Annotated in this window: 14 protein-coding genes and 8 pseudogenes; 7 read left to right on the forward strand and 15 right to left on the reverse strand. The window is 62.5% G+C overall.

Annotated features, from left to right (window positions below; all coding sequences use genetic code 11):
- Positions 1-8 precede the first annotated feature (8 nt).
- A complete protein-coding gene (locus tag CUV01_RS18395) occupies positions 9-1,181 on the reverse strand; it encodes an E22 family MetX-like putative esterase (protein ID WP_101461740.1) in 1,173 nt (390 codons plus the stop codon).
- 147 nt (positions 1,182-1,328) lie between these two features.
- The gene (locus CUV01_RS18400; protein WP_101458693.1) at positions 1,329-1,754 is read right to left on the reverse strand and encodes a Fur family transcriptional regulator; all 426 of its coding nucleotides are present in this window, start codon (positions 1,752-1,754) and stop codon (positions 1,329-1,331) included.
- Between the two features lie 87 nt (positions 1,755-1,841).
- Between CUV01_RS18400 and CUV01_RS18405 the strand changes: the two genes are divergently transcribed.
- From CUV01_RS18405 to CUV01_RS18420, 4 genes and pseudogenes are all read left to right on the forward strand, one after another.
- Positions 1,842-2,762, forward strand: coding sequence for a metal ABC transporter substrate-binding protein (locus tag CUV01_RS18405; RefSeq protein ID WP_101458694.1), 921 nt, complete (start codon positions 1,842-1,844; stop codon positions 2,760-2,762).
- Positions 2,759-3,598, forward strand: a pseudogene (locus CUV01_RS18410) (manganese/iron ABC transporter ATP-binding protein); the annotation flags it as partial. The gene CUV01_RS18405 and the pseudogene CUV01_RS18410, both read left to right, overlap by 4 nt.
- Before the next feature lie 57 nt (positions 3,599-3,655).
- Positions 3,656-4,546, forward strand: a complete 891-nt coding sequence (locus CUV01_RS18415; protein ID WP_101458696.1) for a metal ABC transporter permease — start codon at positions 3,656-3,658, stop codon at positions 4,544-4,546.
- Positions 4,543-5,376: a metal ABC transporter permease gene (locus CUV01_RS18420; RefSeq protein WP_101458697.1), complete on the forward strand. Its 834-nt coding sequence runs from the start codon at positions 4,543-4,545 to the stop codon at positions 5,374-5,376. The genes CUV01_RS18415 and CUV01_RS18420 overlap by 4 nt, the downstream gene beginning before the upstream one ends.
- Here the strand turns inward: CUV01_RS18420 and CUV01_RS18425 are convergent.
- Both CUV01_RS18425 and CUV01_RS18430 read right to left on the reverse strand, forming a co-directional pair.
- On the reverse strand, positions 5,373-7,094 hold the full coding sequence (locus CUV01_RS18425) for an amidohydrolase family protein (protein ID WP_101458698.1): 1,722 nt from the start codon (positions 7,092-7,094) through the stop codon (positions 5,373-5,375). The genes CUV01_RS18420 and CUV01_RS18425 overlap by 4 nt on opposite strands.
- Positions 7,095-7,136: 42 nt before the next feature.
- Positions 7,137-8,768 carry a GMC family oxidoreductase gene (locus CUV01_RS18430; RefSeq protein WP_101458699.1) on the reverse strand — a complete coding sequence of 544 codons (1,632 nt, stop codon included), beginning with the start codon at positions 8,766-8,768 and terminating at the stop codon, positions 7,137-7,139.
- A 208-nt stretch (positions 8,769-8,976) separates the two neighbouring features.
- Here CUV01_RS18430 and CUV01_RS18435 point away from each other — a divergent pair, with 208 nt between their 5' ends.
- The 3 genes and pseudogenes from CUV01_RS18435 to CUV01_RS18445 all read left to right on the forward strand — a co-directional run bounded on the left by CUV01_RS18435 (position 8,977) and on the right by CUV01_RS18445 (position 11,159).
- Positions 8,977-9,261 carry a virulence factor gene (locus CUV01_RS18435; RefSeq protein WP_101458700.1) on the forward strand — a complete coding sequence of 95 codons (285 nt, stop codon included), beginning with the start codon at positions 8,977-8,979 and terminating at the stop codon, positions 9,259-9,261.
- Positions 9,262-9,273: 12 nt separating this feature from the next.
- Positions 9,274-10,154: pseudogene (locus CUV01_RS18440) on the forward strand (methylenetetrahydrofolate reductase).
- A 19-nt stretch (positions 10,155-10,173) separates the two neighbouring features.
- A pseudogene (locus tag CUV01_RS18445) lies at positions 10,174-11,159 on the forward strand (methyltetrahydrofolate cobalamin methyltransferase).
- A gap of 125 nt (positions 11,160-11,284) precedes the next feature.
- On the opposite strand, the pseudogene CUV01_RS18450 reads toward CUV01_RS18445, so the two are convergent.
- From CUV01_RS18450 to CUV01_RS00005, 11 genes and pseudogenes are all read right to left on the reverse strand, one after another.
- Positions 11,285-12,051: pseudogene (locus CUV01_RS18450) on the reverse strand (enoyl-CoA hydratase-related protein).
- A 122-nt stretch (positions 12,052-12,173) separates the two neighbouring features.
- Entirely contained in the window at positions 12,174-12,587 is a 414-nt protein-coding gene (locus tag CUV01_RS18455) for a cytochrome c-type biogenesis protein (protein ID WP_422385853.1), read from the reverse strand.
- Positions 12,517-13,651: pseudogene (locus CUV01_RS20400) on the reverse strand (cytochrome c-type biogenesis CcmF C-terminal domain-containing protein). The gene CUV01_RS18455 and the pseudogene CUV01_RS20400 overlap by 71 nt, the downstream one beginning before the upstream one ends.
- Positions 13,564-13,935, reverse strand: a complete 372-nt coding sequence (gene ccsA, locus CUV01_RS20325; RefSeq protein ID WP_338418326.1) for a cytochrome c biogenesis protein CcsA — start codon at positions 13,933-13,935, stop codon at positions 13,564-13,566. The pseudogene CUV01_RS20400 and the gene ccsA overlap by 88 nt, the downstream one beginning before the upstream one ends.
- 125 nt (positions 13,936-14,060) lie before the next feature.
- Positions 14,061-14,231 carry a hypothetical protein gene (locus CUV01_RS20160; protein WP_232962354.1) on the reverse strand — a complete coding sequence of 57 codons (171 nt, stop codon included), beginning with the start codon at positions 14,229-14,231 and terminating at the stop codon, positions 14,061-14,063.
- Positions 14,232-14,317: 86 nt separating this feature from the next.
- Positions 14,318-14,515 carry a hypothetical protein gene (locus CUV01_RS20165; protein ID WP_232962356.1) on the reverse strand — a complete coding sequence of 66 codons (198 nt, stop codon included), beginning with the start codon at positions 14,513-14,515 and terminating at the stop codon, positions 14,318-14,320.
- 210 nt (positions 14,516-14,725) lie between these two features.
- Complete coding sequence (locus tag CUV01_RS20405; protein WP_422385854.1) at positions 14,726-15,139, reverse strand: 3TM-type holin; 414 nt, start codon at positions 15,137-15,139, stop codon at positions 14,726-14,728.
- Positions 15,130-15,736, reverse strand: a pseudogene (locus CUV01_RS18470) (holin-associated N-acetylmuramidase). Before CUV01_RS18470 ends, CUV01_RS20405 begins: the two are co-directional and overlap by 10 nt.
- A gap of 174 nt (positions 15,737-15,910) precedes the next feature.
- A pseudogene (ccmE, locus tag CUV01_RS18475) lies at positions 15,911-16,359 on the reverse strand (cytochrome c maturation protein CcmE).
- An 18-nt stretch (positions 16,360-16,377) separates the two neighbouring features.
- Positions 16,378-17,189: pseudogene (locus CUV01_RS18480) on the reverse strand (glutamate racemase).
- A 76-nt stretch (positions 17,190-17,265) separates the two neighbouring features.
- Positions 17,266-18,528 carry a DUF6537 domain-containing protein gene (locus CUV01_RS00005; protein WP_422385855.1) on the reverse strand — a complete coding sequence of 421 codons (1,263 nt, stop codon included), beginning with the start codon at positions 18,526-18,528 and terminating at the stop codon, positions 17,266-17,268.
- Positions 18,529-18,656 lie beyond the last annotated feature (128 nt).

Genomic DNA, 18,656 nt, shown 5'->3' on the forward strand with positions numbered 1-18,656 from the left:
CGGCCGTGTTATTCGGCCTCGATGAAGGCGCGGATACGTTCGCCGGCCTGCGCGATGCCCAGCACGCCATCCAGATGGCCGCGCGTGCCCTGCAGTTCGACGATCTCGACCGGCGTGCCGTCGGATTTGATGATCGCGCCGGTTTCGCGCACCGCGTCGCCCGGAAAGACCAGATCCTCATCGGTGTGGATTAGCATGACCGGCACGTCGATATCCAGAAGGCCCTGATACAGGTTTTCGCCCGCGCCACCGGCCACGAACAGCTGGTTGGCCTTGACCAGATAGAGAAAATGGTTGGCATCGGACAACCCGGCACGCGCGGCGCCCGCAGCGTTCAGCGCGTCCACGACAGCGAACTCGTTGTCCCAGCCAGCAGCCGGATCGGCGCCATCCTCGGCCCAGTTTCGCCCGAAGGTTCCATTGGACCATTCCGCCGAATTCGCGTGCAGAGTCAGCGTTTTCAGCGCATCGGCCAAGCCCGCATTCGGCGGCTCGCCATCATAATAATCGCCGCCGTTCCAATTTGGATCCAGCCGGATGGGCGAGGCCCAGATATCCAGCCAGGCGATCAGATCAGCATCGGCCCAACCCGAGGCGATCACCGGCACGACGCGATCTAGCAGATCGGGATAGCGCGCGGCCCATTCATAGCTCTGGATGCCCCCCATTGAGGCCCCCATCACCGCGTGCCATTTCGGAATCTCAAGCTGATCCATCAGCCCCTTTTGCGTTTCAACGAAATCGCCCATGGTCAGGATCGGGAAGTCCATGCCCCATGGCTGGTCCGTCGCGGGGTTGATGCTGGCCGGTCCGGTGGTGATGACATTGGGATCATTGGCACCCAGATTGACGGGGCTGTCCACCGACACGACGAACCATTTGTCGGTGTCGATCGGCTTGCCCGAACCAATGATCGCATCCCAATAGCCAGGCGCGGCATCGCCCTCGGCATATTTTCCGGCGGCGTGGCTGCTGCCGCTGAAATAATGCGGAATCAGGATCGCATTGTCGCGCGCTTCGTTCAGCGTGCCATAGGTTTCATAGCCCAAGCGCATCTCGGGGATCGTCTCACCCCCATCGGTGACGAACTCGGTCAGCGTGAATTCCTGCTTTTCGACCAATGGCTCATATGCGGCGGCGGGCATGGCGATCACCACACCCATAACGATTAATTTTATCATCTAAATCCTCCCGTACGTGTGTATCCGACGGATGGAACAGGCTGAGGAAGGATTCGTCCAGCCTTGGTGACCGACCCGGCTTGAAGTGCCGCCACGTATAAACCGATCGACGTCGAAGATGCGCCATCGCGCGCACCGGTCAGGTGGTCACCGTCGCGTGCGCCTGCGCACATACAGTTCCAGCCTGTGATGCACGATCTCATAGCCCATTTCGGCGGCGACCTCGGCCTGCAATCGTTCGATGCGGTCATTGGTGAATTCGATCACTTGCCCCGTCTCGACATCGATCATGTGGTCATGGTGCTGCTGGTCGGCGGGCTCCCACCGTGCGGGTTCGCCCTGAAATTCCAGTTTATCAATCACGCCCTGCGCCTGCAGTGTGGTCAGCGTGCGATAGACCGTTGCCAGCGAGACGCCTGCGCCTGCGGCCTCGGCCCGGCGGTGCAACTCGGCTGCGTCAGGGTGGTCGTCGCAAGCTGCCAGCACTGCCAGCAAGGCCGCGCGCTGGCGCGTGATGCGAACGCCGGCCTCTCGCAGCGCGTCTTCCAACTGTGTGGCACGGTCATTGGACATGTCACCTTTTTGCCCGAGAACACCGCCAGTTGCAACTGAGTCGCAACTATTGACAGTTGCGAACGATTCGCAGATACCCTGATCATCATGATGCAATCTCTCGCCCGGCCCCCGTTACGTCTTGCTGCGCTGGCAGTGCTAACGCTGCTGACTGCCCTGCCCGTTCAGGCACAGGATCAAGCCCAGGATCAGCGGCTGAAGGTATCGACAAGTTTCACCATTATCGCCGACATGGCCCGCAACGTCGCAGGCGACGTGGCAGATGTAGAGGCGATCACCCGCCCCGGCGCGGATATCCACAATTACCAGCCCACGGCGGGAGATATGATCCGGGCCTCGGATGCCGGGCTGATCCTGGTCAACGGCATGAACCTTGAGGCCTGGTTTCAGCAATTCATCGACAAGCTGGGCGATATCCCCGTGGCGGTCGTCAGCGACGGGGTCGAGCCGATCGCCATCAGCGGCGGCAGCTATGACGGCAAGCCCAACCCCCATGCCTGGATGGCGCTGGATAGTGCGCTGATCTATGTCGATAATATTGTCGCGGCACTGTCTACCGCCGACCCCGACAATGCCGCGACCTACCGTGCCAATGGTGACAGCTACAAGCAGCAGATCAGCGAAGCCATCGCCCCCCTGCGCGACGCCGCCAAGAACCTGCCCGACAACCACCGCTGGCTGGTGACCTCAGAGGGCGCCTTTTCCTACCTCGCCCGCGACTTCGGCCTGTCCGAGTTGTTCCTCTGGCCGATCAACGCCGATGGGCAGGGCACACCCCAACAGGTGCGCCGGGTGATCGACACAGTACGCGACCAGGCAATCCCGGTGATCTTTTCGGAATCCACCGTCTCGGATCGCCCGGCCCGTGCTGTCGCAGGTGAAACCGGCGCACGCTATGGTGGCCAACTCTACGTCGACAGCCTGTCCGAGGCAGACGGGCCGGTGCCCACCTATCTAGAGCTATTGCGCACCACCAGCGACATCATCCTCAGCGAGTTGCAGAAATGACCGAAGGCATAACCATCACCGATCTGACCGTCACCTATCGCAACGGCCATACGGCGCTGCGCAATGCCAGCCTGACGGTGCCCTCGGGCTCGATCACGGCGCTGGTGGGGGTGAACGGTGCGGGGAAATCAACGCTGTTCAAGGCGCTGATGGGCTTTATCCCGGCCGCGCGAGGCTGCATCACCGTGCTGGGCCAAAGCGTCGATGAGGCACTGTCGAAAAACCAGATCGCCTATGTTCCGCAGGCAGAAGAGGTCGACTGGTCGTTTCCCATTCTGGTCGAGGATGTGGTGATGATGGGCCGCTATGGTCACATGGGCTTCCTGCGTCGCCCGCGCGCCGCCGACCATGCCGCCGTCGATCAGGCCCTGGGCCGGGTCAACATGGCCGAGTTCCGCAAGCGTCAGATCGGGGAACTGTCCGGCGGCCAGAAAAAGCGCGTCTTTCTGGCGCGCGCGCTGGCACAAGAGGGGCAGATCATTCTGCTGGACGAACCCTTCACCGGCGTCGATGTGAAGACCGAAGAGGCGATCATCGCATTGCTGCGCGATTTGCGCAGTGAGGGGCGGGTGATCCTTGTCTCGACCCATGATCTGGGTTCTGTGCCCGAATATTGCGATCGCGTGGCGCTGATCAAGGGCACGGTGCTGGCGTCTGGCCCGCTGGCCACCACCTTTACGCAGGAAAACCTGAAACGCGCTTTCGGCGGTGTCTTGCGCCACTTTGTTCTGGGCGGCCCGACCCTGCATGACGACCCTGATGCTCGCGCGGTCGATGTCTTCAGCGACGACGAACGCCCGCTGATCTTCTATGGCGATCAGCACCGCACCAGAGATGACCGGGGGACGCGTCGTGATGCCCGCCCTGCTGCGAGAACATCATGCGGGGTCATCATGCTAGAGACGCTGCTGATCCCGTTTCAATACAGTTTCATGTCCAACGCCATCTGGGTGTCGGCGCTGGTCGGCGGCGTCTGCGCCTTTCTGTCAGCCTATCTGATGCTGAAAGGTTGGAGCCTGATCGGCGACGCCCTGTCGCATTCCATCGTGCCGGGCGTTGCTGGTGCCTACATGCTGGGCCTGCCCTTTGCGCTTGGTGCGTTTCTGTCGGGCGGACTGGCGGCGCTGACAATGTTGTTTCTCAGCAATCGCAGCGGGTTGCGCGAGGATGCGATTATCGGGCTGATCTTCACCAGCTTCTTCGGGCTGGGGCTGTTCATGGTTTCGCTGAACCCGATGGCGGTGGATATCCAGACCATCACCATGGGCAATATTCTGGCCATCTCGCCCGGCGATGCGCTGCAGCTTGCGATCATCGGCGTTGTCTCGCTGGTAATCCTGCTGCTGAAATGGCGCGACCTGATGGCCGTCTTCTTCGACGAGACCCACGCCCGGACCATCGGCCTGAAGCCCGACAGGCTGCGGGTCCTGTTCTTCACGCTGCTAGCGGCCTGTACGGTTGCCGCGATGCAGACCGTGGGGGCGTTTCTGGTCGTGGCCATGGTCGTCACGCCCGGTGCCACCGCCTATCTGCTGACGGACCGCTTTCCACGGCTGATTGCGCTGTCGGTGACCATCGGCACGCTGACCTCGGGCGTCGGTGCCTATCTGTCTTTCTTTCTCGATGGCGCCACCGGGGGGATCATCGTGCTGATGCAGACGCTGATCTTTCTAGCAGCCTTTGTCTTTGCGCCCACGCACGGCATGCTGGCAGCGCGACGCCGCGCGGCGCAAGCCCTGCGCCGGGTCGACGCCCGGTCGGCAGAAGAGGAGGCCGCATCATGATCGAGATGCTGACCCAGCCCTTCGCCTATCCTTTCATGCGCGACGCGTTCCTGATCGCCGCGATCATCGCGGTTCCGGCCGCACTGCTGTCCTGCTTTCTGGTCCTCAAGGGCTGGAGCCTGATGGGCGATGCCATCAGCCATGCGGTGCTGCCCGGTGTGGTTCTGGCCTATATCCTTGGGCTGCCGCTAATCATCGGTGCCTTTGTGGCGGGGATGATCTGTGCGCTGGCCGCAGGCTTCCTGCAGGAAAACAGCCGGGTCAAACAGGACACGGTTCTGGGCGTTGTCATGTCGGGCATGTTCGCCCTTGGGATGGTTCTGTACGTCGCGATCTCGTCCGGGGTGCATCTGGACCATGTCCTCTTTGGCAATATCTTCGGCGTCGATGCCGCGCAGATGATCAACACCGCGATCATCTCGGTCATCGTCAGCGCCGGCATCGTGATCAATTGGCGCGATCTGACATTGCACAGCTTTGATCCGGTGCAGGCGCGTGTCGCCGGCCTGCCTGTGCGCTGGCTTCATTACGGATTGTTGTCAGCCATTTCGCTGACGGTCGTGGCAATGCTGTCTGCCGTTGGCATCATCATGGCCGTCGGTCTGCTGATCGCGCCCGGTGCCATCGCCTTTCTGCTGACCCGGCGTATGCAGACGATGATGATCGTCGCCTCGGCTGTGTCGCTGTTTTCATGCCTCGCCGGTGTCTGGATCAGTTTCTGGCTGGACAGCGCCCCTGCCCCCACCATCATTCTGGTCCTGACCGCGATCTTCATCGCCGCCTTCACCTGGCGGCAGTTGCAGACACGCCGCATGGCACAGGCGGGCTAAGCGGGGGCTATCAGAGACCGCCAGATGCGATGCCCGCCAAACCGCGCGGCCAGCCGGGTAAACTGATCTCCCTCTGGCCGATCCAGCCCCAGCCAGCGCATCGCGTTGCCGCCCATGATATCGCCGACCCGTCCGGCGTCGCCTTGCGCCACCGCACCGACAAAGCCGCGCAGCTGACCGTGATAGGTCGTCTGCACCGGCTCTCGGGCGATCATGTGCCAGTCGCTGCCATACATCATGCGCCGCCACGCCACGCCATTCTGGCCCAGAAATTCCTGCGCCGTTCGCAATTGGGCCGACGACACCGCCGACGCCTCGTGCCAATAGCCGGTATCGAAATAAAGGTTGATATCCTCACGCATCAGCGCACCCAGTTGCGCCTGCCATGATGCCGGATTGTGATCGCCGAACCCGCCGAAATGCGCCAGATTGACCCGCAGCTCTGGGCGCGCGGCCAGAACATCCTTCCACAGCCACGGCGCGCAATAGGCCTCGGTCCCCGGCCCCGCACCCATGCTGTGCGAACCGTGGGTGGCAATGGGCACGTCATTTTCCTGACACCAGTCATACAGCGCGGTCAGCGCCCCGTCCAACGCGCTGCGTGCCGGCGGATTGCGCCGCACGGCATCGCTGGCATGAGCAAAGCTGATGCTACTGTTATCGTCGGGTCGAAAGCCCATCGACGGGTAGAGTTTGACCCCCGCAAAGCCTCGGTTCAGGATAGCGTGCTGCACATCGCGCATTGCCTGACCCTGATCCATTGCTGCGCGCAGCGGACAGAAAGGCACGAAATTCAGCACCAGAACATCGCGCTGATCCTGCGCCAGCCGCGATGCCAGTTCGATCTGATCGCGCATCGTGCTTTGGGTCCGCGTCTCGGGGTAATCCAGCCACATGCCCAGATCGACAAGGTAGTTGCAAAAGATCTTGGCCTCGTTCTGCTTGCCGTAAAGCTGCCTTGCCCGGTCCCAGATAAAGCGTCGGTCGCGGGTCATCAGCACGGCCCATTGCAGAATGCCCGCCAGATTTAGGCTTTCGGCGGCGGCATCCTGCCGGTCGGGTTGCAGCAGACCGGGCGCCAGCTGTTGGCCAAGGCTGGCACTGGCTGCTGCGGGTGCGGCGCTGCGCATGCGGGCATCTGGCGCCGCAGCCGGGGCAATGCTCGGTGCGGGAATGCCGGCTGCCGCCTCGTCCAGCGGGACGCCTGCGGCATCTGCCATGGCATCCAGCAACAACGCATCGGGCGCCATCAGCGGAACTGTCGCGATCTCCGCATCAGCCGGTATGATCGACCTTTGCGCCTGCCGGGCTTGCACCCCCTTGTCGCGCGCGGTGCCGTAATAGCCATCGATGGCCTGCGCCAATCGCGCCTCATCGGTATCGGGCCGCGTAAGCGCCTTGGTCCGTGCCCCGCCGCCCATATCGGCCAGTTCCTCGCCAGCCGTCCGCGTTCCCGTCAGCAGAAAATCGACGATCATCGCGGCCAAGGGCTGCACGACCCCGACGGGCAGTTCATCGGCCAATTCGGGAAACACGACCTGCCGCAGAAATCCCTGTGCGGGCACATCGCGGCCATTGAACAGGTGCATATGCGTGTCGACCGCGTTCGCGCCCAGATCAAAGGTCTGCGCATCCGGAAAGCTTAGCCAGTCGCAACCTGACAGCGACATGACGCCAGATGACAGCGCGGTTGCGGTGAAAAGGCGGCGTGTCAGCATGGTGCGCTCTGCAAAGTTGCCCTTGTGCGTTGATATCACGGCTTACAGATTCGTGACAGGCTGTCGCGCATCCTCCAAAATCATCGCGGCGGCCTTTTCGCCGATCATCGTGGCTGGCGCATGGGTGTTGCCCGACGGAAGCGTCGGCATCACCCCCGCATCGGCGATGCGCAGACCGGCCAGCCCGCGCAGCCGCAAGCGAGGATCGACCACCGCCATGTCATCGGTGCCCATCTTCGTCGTGCCGACCGGGTGAAAGATCGTGGTGCCGACATCGCCTGCGGCGCGTTCCAGATCGGACTGCGATTTCAGCGCGGCGCCCGGCAGGATCTCTGCGGGGGAAAAATCGGCCATGCGGTGCGTGGCCATCAATCGGCGGGCATGGCGGATGCTGTCAGCCGCCACCTCGCGGTCGCTTTGCGTTGACAGGTAGTTCAGCACGATGGCGGGCGCATCCCCTGCGCGCGGGCTGCGGATATGGCTGTGACCCCGGCTGTCGGGGCGCAGATTGCAGATCGAGATCGTCAGCCCCGGAAACGGGTGCAACGGGTCACCGAACTTGTCCAGCGACAGGGGCTGGACGTGATATTCAAGGTTTGGTGTCGCGAAACGGTCATCGCTGCGCGCGAATATCCCCAACTGAGAAGGCGCCATGGCCATCGGCCCGGTCCGGCGCATGGCATATTCCAGCGCGATGCCGGCCTTGCCCCAGATCGTGGCCGCGCGATCGTTCAGGGTGCGCGCGCCGCTGATCCTGAACACCGTGCGCAATTGCAGGTGATCTTGCAGATTCGCGCCCACACCCGGCAGATCCAGCACAACGGGCACACCCAGACCGGCCAGATGCGCGGCAGCACCGATCCCCGACAGTTCCAGCAGCGCGGGCGAATTGATCGCACCCGCCGCCAGCACCACCTCGGCCCGCGCCCGCGCGATGCGCTGCTGCCCGCCCTGTTGAAAGACGACGCCCCTGACGCGGCCCTCGTCTATCACCAGCCGCTCGGCCATCGCACCGGTCACGATGCGCAGGTTGGGCCGGCGGCGCGCAGGGTCCAGAAACGCCTTGCGCGCGTTCCAGCGGACACCTCGGCGCTGGTTCACGGGGAAATAGCCGACGCCCTCATTATCGCCGCAGTTGAAATCGGCGCAGGCCGGCAAGCCCATCTCTTGGGCGGCCTCGGCCACCGCATCGAGGATCGGCCAGTTCAGCCGCTGCTGCTCGACCCGCAATTCGCCCTCGTTGCCGTGCAAATCGCTGGCCTCGCCAAAATGATGCTCGGATTTGCGGAAATAGGGCAGCACATCATCCCAGCCCCAGCCCGGATTGCCCGCCTGCCGCCAGCCGTCAAAATCAGCCGCCTGCCCGCGCATATAGATCATGCCGTTGATCGAGGAGCAGCCGCCCAGCACCTTCCCTCGCGGATAGTTCAGCACCCGGCCGTTCAGCCCTGCCTCGGGCTCTGTCTTGTAGCACCAGTCGACCGCTGGATTGCCCATCGAATAAAGATAGCCAACCGGGACATGCACCCAAAAGCGATTATCGCTGCCACCAGCCTCGAGCAGCAGCACCCTGTGGCGCGGATCGGCTGATAAACGGTTCGCCAGGACGCAGCCGGCACTGCCTGCGCCGATGATCACGAAATCATATTCGCCAAAGTCAGAAAGCTGGTTCATGGGCAAAGGCTAGCGGCAGGCAGGCCGCGACGCAATCGGCCGGCCCATGATGAAGTTGCAAAGGTTTCACGCCCCCGCCCGTTGCGCGCTTGCATCAGCCGCGCCACAAGCGACCCGCGAGGTCGCAAATGGCCCGCGTGATGGTCGCAAGCGTCTTATCAGCCTTGGCGCTGCGGCCCTAATGAGACCAAAGAAACAGGAGTTCCGAATGTCCGGACTGACGCTCGTCTATTGGCGCGACATCCCTGCCCAGGTGACCATGGGCAAGGGCCGAAACGCGACGCGCGTCATTCTGAGCGAACGCTTTGAACAGGCAATCGACCGGGCCGCGATGAAGGCCGGCTTGGCAGGAACCGATGATTATCTAAGCCAGTGGCGGCGTGCAGCCGCCGATGGCGACGACCCGCAGGCCGAAGCCACCAGGATCGAGGCCGAATATGACACCGCCCGTCTGAAGGCGCTGATCGCCAATGACGGCTGGAACACGGACTGAAAGGCTGCAAAAATGACGCTTATGCAATTTCGGACCCCAAGAACCGGCGCATCCGCGCTTCCGGCCTTTTTGCAAGGCGCCTCGGTCGAGGTGATGCCGCGCACGGCGGAGAAGATCACCGATTTCCGCGATCACCTGCCGGCAGGCACGCAGGTCTTTGTCGCCCATATCGACGGCACCGATGCGTCAGAGATGCAGGCAACCGTGGCGAGACTGGCACGCGAAGGCTTTGCGCCCGTCCCCCATATCCCCGCGCGCATCGTGCCGGACCGCGCCGCCCTGGCGCAGTGGATCGCTGCCTATCGCGATGCCGGCGCCACCAGCGCGCTGCTGCTGGGCGGTGGTCTGAACGCGCCCAAGGGCGAGTTTGCCGATTCGATGCAGATGCTGGACACCGGCCTCTTTGGCGATTTCCAGCGGCTTTACGTGGCCGGCCACCCGAGGGGAACCGCGACATCGACCCTGATGGCGGCGATGCGCAGGTCATGGCGGCCTTGCGGTGGAAAAAGGCATTTGCCGAACGCAGCGACGCGCAGATGGGAATCGTGACCCAGTTCTGCTTTGAGGCGAAACCCGTGATCGAATGGGTCAACAAGCTGCAGGCCGCCGGTCTGGACCTGCCGATCCGCATTGGCGTGGCCGGTCCTGCCAAGCTGCAAACCATGCTGAAATTCGCCATCATGTGCGGTGTCGGCCCCTCCCTGCGCGTGCTGCAACGCCGCGCCCGTGATGTGACCAAGCTGCTCAAACCCTATGAGCCCAACGAATTCATCACCCGGATCGCACGTCACAAAGCCGATAACCCGGATTTCGCAATCGAGGCCGCGCATCTCTTTCCGCTTGGTGGTATCACCGCTTCGACCGATTGGCTGACGCGCTTTCGCGACGCCTGAACCCCTTGAAAGGCCCTTTATGACCCGCACTGTTCTGGAATCCGCCACAAAGACCGTGATCATCGGCTTTGACGAACCCTTTTGCGTCATTGGCGAGCGTATCAATCCCACCGGACGCAAGAAGCTGGCGGCGGAACTGGAGATGGACGATTTCACGACCGTCGAAAAGGACGCGCTGGAACAGGTGGCTTGCGGGGCCACGGTGCTGGACGTGAACTCGGGCGCGGTTTTCACCAACAAGATGGCCGATGATCCGCGCTATGCCGACAACAACTTTGTCGAGCCGATGCTGATGCCCGAACTGATCAACCGGATTCAGGCGCTGGTCGATGTGCCGCTGTGCATCGACAGCTCGGTTCCCGGCGCGCTGAAGGCGGGGCTCGAGGCCTGCAAGGGGCGCCCGCTGCTCAACAGTGTGACCGGCGAGGAAGAGCGGCTGGAACTGGTTCTGCCGCTGGTCAAGCAATACAACGTGCCGGTGGTGGCGATTTCCAACGACGATACCGGCATCAGCGAGGACCCCGAGGTCCGCTTTGCCGTGGCCAAGAAGATCGTCGAACGCGCCGCCGATTTCGGCATTCCCGCGCATGACATCGTGGTTGATCCGCTGGTCATGCCGGTGGGCGCAATGGCATCCGCCGGGCGTCAGGTGTTCGCGCTGGTGCGCAAGCTGCGCGACGAACTGGGCGTGAACACGACCTGCGGCGCCAGCAATATCAGCTTTGGCCTGCCCAACCGCCACGGCATCAACGCGGCCTTCCTGCCCATGGCCATTGGCGCGGGCATGACCAGCGCCATCATGAACCCGGTGCGTTCAGCCGAGATGGAGGCAATCAAGGCCGCCAATTTCCTGATGAACCACGACCCGAATGGTGGCGACTGGATCCGTTTCAGCCGCGTGATCGAGGCCGTTCATGCCGGCACCCCTTCCCCGAGGCTGCCAAGGCAGCCGGCGGTGGTGGCGCAGCTGGTGGCCGTAGGGGTGGCCGCCGCGCGCGGGGTTGAACACACGAAAAAAGGACAGCGCCCGACCGTGACTGGGCGCTGTTTAGCCTATGTGGATTGCAGTTTACCGCGCAGCCACGACCTACGCCTGTGCCGTGTGTATCGCCCGGCCCGGGCTTCGAACCCTACCGGCCGGTGAATTTCGCCGGACGCTTTTGCAGAAACGCCTGAACACCTCGCTGAAATCTGAACTGCGGCCTGCCTGGCCTTGTAGCTTGGCCTCCAGCTTCAACTGATCGTCCAGATCGTTGTCCATCGATTCGGCAACCAGTTTGCGGACCGCCCGATAGGCACTGGTCGGGCCATCGGCCAGCTTGCGCGCGGTCTCGACCACGCCCTTAGCGAACTGATCATCGGGCAGCGCCTGCCAGATCAGCCCCCAATCAGCCGCCTTCTGCGCGGGAATCGCATCGGCCATCAACATCATCCCCATCGCACGGGCATGGCCGACCAGACGCGGGATAAACCATGTACCGCCCGCATCCGGGATCAACCCGATACGGGTAAAGGCCTCAATGAAGCTGGCGCTTTCGGCGGCGATCACCACATCACAGCACAGCGCCAGATTGGCACCCGCACCCGCAGCGGTGCCGTTTACCGCCGCGATCACCGGCACCGGGCAATCGACGATCGCTCGCAGCATCGGCTCGTATTCATCGCGCAGGGTGCCTTCGATATCGGTGACCGAGTTGGTATCGGTAAGGTCCTGCCCGAACAAAAGGCCCGGCCCGAGCCCGTCAGAACAACGCAACGAACATCGTCGCCAGCCCCGTCAGAGCCTGCGTGATCTCGGCCCGCATGCGGGTGTTCAACGCATTCATCAGATCGGCCGGTTCAGGATGATGGTCGCGATGCCGTCACGGATGGAAAACTGGATGGTCTCGAAGCTCATGGTGCTGCCCTCGCTATCTGTCGGCATCTTGCCGGTTTTCGGCGCCAAGAAAACCCCGGACCGCACGTCAACCGACGGTTAGTCGCGCATGATCCGGTCCAGCCGGGCGCGTTCTTCATCACTTAGCGGCGCTGATGTCTCTGTTTCGCGCGCTGGCGGCTGCGCAGGAAAGACCAGCCGATCAGCAGCGCGATGAACGCCATCGCCGGCCCCGCAAGCCACAGCAGCAGATTGACCCCGCGTGCCGGCGGCTCGAACAGGACGAACTCGCCGAACCGGTCCGTGACCGCCTGAATGACTTGCCCGTTATCGTCGCCTGCGACCAGCCGTTCGCGAACATAGAGCCGCAGGTCACGGCTGATCGCCGCATTGGATTCGTCGATATTCTCGCCCTGGCAGACCGGACAACGCAGTTTTTGCGAGATCTCTCGCGCACGCGTTTCCAGCGCCGGATCGTCCAGCACCTCATCGGGCTGCACCGCCAGTGCCAACACTGGCATCAGCAGCACAAACAGGATCGCAAATACGCGCCTCATTCGGCGGGTACAGCGTTGGCGGGCGCCTTGCGCGCGCCGGCAGCCACCCGGTAGCGCCGATCGACAGGCTGATCAGCCCGCCGATGGCCATCATGATGCATCCGAGCCAGATCCAGTTGGCGAAGGGTTTGATATAGGACCTCACCGCCCATCCCCCGTCTGCCTGCCGATCGCCAATCACCAGATAGATGTCGCGGAAAACGCCATTGTCGATCGCCGCCTCGTCGTGGGCATGGCCTGAACCGGATAGATCCGTTTTTCCGGGTGCAGCGTCGCCACCGGCTCGCCATCCTTGGACACATCAATCGCGGCCATGGTCGACAGATAGTTCGGCCCCTGCACCTCATCGACCGAGCGCAGCGTCAGACTGTAGCCGCCGACATCATAGGCCTCATCGATCTGGGCGACGCGGATGTCCTCGACCTGCCAGGCGGTCAGCAGGGCCACACCGATAAAGGTGATCCCCAACCCGCTATGCGCCACCGCCTTGCCCCAGTCTGCACGCGGCAGCCGAACCAGACGCGACAGGCCGGAACGTCCGGTGCGGTGGATCAACTCGGACGCAGCGCCCAGGACCAGCCAGACGCCCAGACCGGCGCCGATGACCGCGATGGCCGAATGGCCGTCGAGACGGCCCAGATAAGCAGCATCACAGCACCGGTCAGCACCAGCGCGCCGCGCAAGGGCCGGATCGCACGGGCGATATCGCCACGCTTCCACGGCATGATCGCGCCAACGGGCAGGACCACCGCAAGCACGATCATGAAAGGCGTGAAGGCCTGGTTAAAGAACGGCGCACCGACCGACAGTTTCCGATCCCAGAAAAACTCGGCCACCAGCGGCCAGATCGTGCCGAATGAACACCACAAACGCCGCCACCGCCAAAAGGATATTGTTCAGCACCAACGCCCCTCTCGCGAGACAGGCGAAAACACCCCCTTGGCCGTCATCGCCCCTGCGCGCGCGGCATAAAGTGTCAGCGCGGCGCCGACGAAAACCGCAAGGATGGCGAGGATAAAGACCCCGCGTTCGGGATCGTTGGCGAAACTGTGGACCGAGGTGATGACCCCGAACGCACGATAAACGTCCCGATGAGTGAAAACCAAAGGCATGATCGCCAGCAGATGGTCCAGCTTTTCAACGCCTCGCGCTTTTCCACGACGATGGCCGAATGCAGCAGGGCTGCTGCCAAAAGCCAGGGCATGAAGCTGGCATTCTCGACCGGGTCCAGAACCAAAAGCCGCCCCAGCCCAATTCGTAATACGCCACCAGGACCCAATGCGATGCCCACGTCAGAAACATCCAGGCCGCAGCGTCCACGGCCTGACCCAACGCGCCCATGCCGCATCTACGCGCCCTCGATCAGGGCGGCCACGGCAAAACTGAACGACATGCTCAGCCACATAGCCGAGGTAAAGAACGCGGATGAAAGGCCAAGCCCGGATCTTGCAGCAGCGGTTCAGGTCGCGCCCGTTAAAGGCGGATTGGCCAGCCGAAAAACGGGTTCGATGTAAAGATGATGAACGCATAGAAGCCGCGCCAATCGACCGCCTGCACCCCCAGCACCCGCGCCCGCAGGCTGGGCGGCAGATTGCCGAAAAACGCCGCCGCCGCCGCGCCAAACAACGCCAGAATCACACCCATAGCAGCATGAACCTTCGTGGTTCCCCAGACGCCCGTCACTTTATAGAGCATCGGCTTGTCGGTGTGACTGTTCTCATAGACCAGCTTCAGCGAGAAATCCGAGTGACGAAGGCAACCGTCAGCGCCGCAAAGGAAATCCCGGTCAGCCCGAACTGCGCCAGCGCAGCCGGTCGCGCACTGTCCATCCAGGCGGGAAGGCCCCGCGCCGCGCCGATCATCGGAATGACCATCTGATAAAGCGAGACCGCAAAAGCAAGATCAGGCGAAAGGCCCAATCTCGGCAATCATGGGTTCTCCTACGTTCAGAGCCCAGTCTAGCACGCGAAAAAGGGGAACAGTCCCCCCTTTTGACGCATCTCATCAGTATTCGGTGTGAATACGCCTAGACCAAGGTCACAGCCCATCCCGCAGCGCCGCATTATCGGCAAAATTGTCGTCGGCCGACATGAGCCTGCAAGACGCCCTGCGCGCCGGGCATCCGTCACAGGCGCTGCTCACCCAGGTCGGATGCCGTCACGATTGCGGAAATAATGTGCCTCACGCGCGCCAAAATAAAAGCTGACGATGGCGCCCAGCAACCACCACAGCGGCTCGGGCACCAGCGACAGCCTGCATCCGCACAGAAAAACCCAAAGGCTCGACCATGGCGTAGAGGAAAAACCAGCACTCCCATCGTCAGCACCGGCCGAGGCAGCCGGTTCAACCCGTTGATAAAGCTGTCGAACCAGCCGGCGCGGGCAATCTCGAACTCCTGCCCATCTGGACCATGGCGCGGGCATAAGCCTCTTCGTCCAACTCCATCCGCCGGGTGACGTTCTGGGTGAATACCTCGGCCATACCCGGTCGCGGCATGCCCGACAGCAGTGACCGTCGCCCCCGGCGCCAAGAAAGCGGTCAATCATGCCCATTTGGCGGTCCTCTCACGATGTTGCGCGGAACTCAGATGGTATTTCTCGCAATGAACTCTTCGGCGCGTGCGATCCAGCCACCCTTGCCGCCATCACGCCGCCGCGCATATTTCCGACTGGCCGGGCGCTGATCGGCCAACGCGTAGTAATAGTTCCTGCGCGCAATCCATAAGCATCCGCCAGATGCCCCGGCGCAGCCTCGGCCGCCGCATGGACGGCCTCGATGGTCTGGGGACCGACCACCCATCATCGCTGGCGGCAAACCCCATCCGGCTGACCATGCGCTGCAGGATCTTCACGGCATTCGTACCCGCATTCACATACATATCGAAAACGCTGCCTGCACCGCCTCGGGCAGCTCCGCCAGACGCGGGCCTGCAAAGTAATGGTCAATGAAAATCCCGGTGGCCTGCGCCCGCGTCAGCGCCTTGACATCGGCCGTATCCACGCGGCCATCCCGGTTCAGATCCTTGCCCAGGCGACGCATCGTGCAATCGTGACGCCGTAGTTCGTGGCCGCGCCGGATCATCCGGATCGTTCACGAAAACCGCCCTCACGCGCCACGATATCGCGCGCGATCTCTTCGACACTCTTCATCGCAATCCCCCTTGCACCAACCGCCCAACCAGCGAATGATCCAAGGCTGCGCCTCCGCGGTTAACCTCCGATTAACCAAGCGAGCGTTGCCGCAAACCCCACATTCTTCTTCATGAAAATATCCTGCAGGGGGTCGGGGGACGCAAAGTCCCCGGCTGTCGCGGGACGCAAGGATCAGGAATTCGGGTCCTGATAAACGCCGGCTTCCTTCAGCGTGTCGACGACCTCTTTCGGCATATAGGTCTCGTCATGCTTGGCCAGCAGATTATCCGCCTCGAACTGCCCATTGCGGAAATACCCCTTGGCGATGGTGCCCTGACCTTCGGTGAACAGATCGGGACGCGGTCGCCGCCGACATAGCGCACCGGGATCTCGGCCACGCCGTCCGTCACGACAAAGTCGAAGGCTACCCCGTCCAAATTCGTGATCGACCCGTCTTTGACCAGGCCGCCCAACTGAAAATACTCGTCCGGCCCTGGCGCCACTTCGGCCAACTGACTGGGCGAACGATAGAGGTTGATGCCATCGCGAAAACCGTAGCCGATCAAGACAACCGCCACCACCAACGCCACAAAGGCCGCCATGATGACCTGAACGCGCCGCCGTTTTTTTAATGATTTCATACCAGACACGACGATACCTCAAGTTTTTTCAAACTGAATCGAATGGCGCAGGAATTGCGTCGCCTTTCCCGATACTCGGACCGGATCGCCGGTTGTCAGAAACTTGCTGGCAGTTCCATCGCCCTGCATATCCGGGTGACGCTCAAGATAGTCCGTCAAACTGTCGGCGACCAGTCCGGCTTGGGAATAGACGGTCACATTCTCGCCAAGCGCACGCTGAAAGGTCTCTTCCACCAACGGATAATGCGTACAGCCCAGAATCGCCGCCTCTGGATGCGGCATTCGGCGCAGCAGGGCCTCGACATGGCTGGTGACCAGCGCCTCGGCCAGAATCTCGTCACCCTGCTCGATCGCATCGACAACACCGCCGCAAGGCTGCGCCTCGACATCGACGCCCACGGCTCGAAAGGCCAGTTCACGCTGAAAGGCGCGGCTGGCGACGGTTGCGGCGTGGCAAACAGGGCGACATGCTTGACCGCCACTTCGCGCGGCGGTGAATTGTCACCCCATTGCCTTTCGGTCAACGCCTCGATCATCGGCACAAACACCCCAAGCACGCGCTTGTCCTTGGGCAGCCAGGTTTCCTGCATGCGCTTCAGGGCAACGGCGGCGGCGGTGTTGCAGGCCAGGATGACCAGATCACAGCCCTCATCCCACAGCCGCTCGACCCCCTGGCAGGTCAGCTCAAAGATATCCTGCGCATCGCGCACGCCATAAGGCGTATTGGCATTGTCGCCGTAATAGACCAGCGGCAGATCGGGCAAACGATTGGCAATGCCCTTGTGCACTGTCAGCCGCCCAAGCCCCGAATCGAATACTCCAACCGCCATGCCCGCCTCCAATCACCACGCCGGGACCTTCTAAGCCCCGGCGCAGAGTTTGGGAATGGGGCCTTTGGCCAATGCGTCACTCGGCCGCTTGCAGCACCGGTGCCCCGCCACTGCGGAACTGTTCCAGCAATTCGGCCCGGCGCGCCTCGGCCTCGTCTGCGGCCTTGTCCTTGACCAGACCGTAGCCGCGGATCGACAGAGGCAGTTCGGCCAGTTCAACGGCAATGGGCATGGTCGCCGGCGTCACCTTGGCGATGACCTCTTCCATAGTGGCCCGGTAGTCGCGAATCATCGCGCGTTCGCGGCGGCGTTCGGGGAAATAGCCGAACACATCGAACGGTGTGCCACGCAGCCCCTTCATCGCCGCCAATGCCTTGAACGCGGTCAGAACCCAGGGACCGAACTCGCGCTTGAGCGGTCGGCCTTCGGCATCCTTGCCCGGCAGCATCGGCGGGGCCAGATGGAAGGACAGCTTCACATCACCATCCCACTGCGCCGCAACTTGATCGGCCGTGGTCAGGTGCAACCGCGCGACCTCGTATTCATCCTTATAGGCCAACAGCTTGTAATAGCCGCTCGCAACGGGTTCCCGCAGTTCTTCGGGCGCACTATCAACCAGTTTGCGGAACTTTTTCACCAGTCCCTTGCCCTGATAATCGACCAGCCGCGCCTCGCGATAGGCAATCGGATCCTCGACATGATCTGGCTGTTCATTGGGCAGATGCGCCATTTCAGCCGCCTGCTCGGAAAAGGCCACCGCCCAACGCCCGATCTGGAAGGCACGCTGGTTTTCCGCGACCTTGGCGCCGTTCAAGCGGATCGCCTCGAGGATCGACTCTTCGGCCAAGGGCAACAGACCCTGCTGCCATGCACCACCCAGCACCAGCATGTTGGAATAGATCGAATCGCCCAGCAAACGCAGCGCCAGGTTATTGGCGTCGAAAAAGGCCAGATTGTCCTTGAGCCGTGCCTCCAACGACAGCTTCAGCCGATCCGAGGGCACCTGAAAATCGCGGAAGCGGGTGAAATCGCCGGTGATGATCTCGTGATCATTGACGACGGCACCGCTGCGCCCGGTGGTCATCAGGCCGATGGTCTTGGCCCCTGCCGTCACCACCAGATCACCGCCGATCACACAGTCTGCCTCGCCGGTTGCCACGCGAATGGCACTGATATCTTCGGGCTGGTTGGCCAGACGCAGGTGGATATGCACTGCCCCGCCTTTCTGGGCCAGACCGGCCATTTCCATCATGCCGGCGCCCTTGCCGTCGATCTGGGCGGCCTGCGCCAGCACGGCGCCGATGGTCACAACGCCGGTCCCGCCGACGCCGGTGATCACCACATTATGCGTGCCATCAATGGCGGGCAGTGTGGGTTCGGGCAGATCGGGCAGATCGAATTGCGTGGCCTCGGGCTTTTTCAGCGTGCCGCCGCGGACCGAGACAAAGCTGGGGCAGAAGCCTTTGA

The sequence above is a fragment of the Paracoccus tegillarcae genome (assembly GCF_002847305.1).
GTDB lineage: Bacteria > Pseudomonadota > Alphaproteobacteria > Rhodobacterales > Rhodobacteraceae > Paracoccus > Paracoccus tegillarcae.

What these genes read in the sequence shown, in the direction of transcription:
- CUV01_RS18420 (WP_101458697.1), top strand. Translation starts at nt 4,543, where the DNA reads ATGATCGAGATGCTGACCCAGCCCTTCGCCTATCCTTTCATGCGCGAC.
- CUV01_RS18430 (WP_101458699.1), bottom strand. Translation starts at nt 8,768, where the DNA reads ATGAACCAGCTTTCTGACTTTGGCGAATATGATTTCGTGATCATCGGC.
- CUV01_RS18415 (WP_101458696.1), top strand. Translation starts at nt 3,656, where the DNA reads ATGCTAGAGACGCTGCTGATCCCGTTTCAATACAGTTTCATGTCCAAC.
- CUV01_RS18400 (WP_101458693.1), bottom strand. Translation starts at nt 1,754, where the DNA reads ATGTCCAATGACCGTGCCACACAGTTGGAAGACGCGCTGCGAGAGGCC.
- CUV01_RS18395 (WP_101461740.1), bottom strand. Translation starts at nt 1,181, where the DNA reads ATGATAAAATTAATCGTTATGGGTGTGGTGATCGCCATGCCCGCCGCC.
- CUV01_RS20405 (WP_422385854.1), bottom strand. Translation starts at nt 15,139, where the DNA reads ATGGGCATGATTGACCGCTTTCTTGGCGCCGGGGGCGACGGTCACTGC.
- CUV01_RS18405 (WP_101458694.1), top strand. Translation starts at nt 1,842, where the DNA reads ATGATGCAATCTCTCGCCCGGCCCCCGTTACGTCTTGCTGCGCTGGCA.
- CUV01_RS18455 (WP_422385853.1), bottom strand. Translation starts at nt 12,587, where the DNA reads ATGAGGCGCGTATTTGCGATCCTGTTTGTGCTGCTGATGCCAGTGTTG.
- CUV01_RS20160 (WP_232962354.1), bottom strand. Translation starts at nt 14,231, where the DNA reads ATGGGTGTGATTCTGGCGTTGTTTGGCGCGGCGGCGGCGGCGTTTTTC.
- CUV01_RS18435 (WP_101458700.1), top strand. Translation starts at nt 8,977, where the DNA reads ATGTCCGGACTGACGCTCGTCTATTGGCGCGACATCCCTGCCCAGGTG.
- ccsA (WP_338418326.1), bottom strand. Translation starts at nt 13,935, where the DNA reads ATGCGGCATGGGCGCGTTGGGTCAGGCCGTGGACGCTGCGGCCTGGAT.
- CUV01_RS18425 (WP_101458698.1), bottom strand. Translation starts at nt 7,094, where the DNA reads ATGCTGACACGCCGCCTTTTCACCGCAACCGCGCTGTCATCTGGCGTC.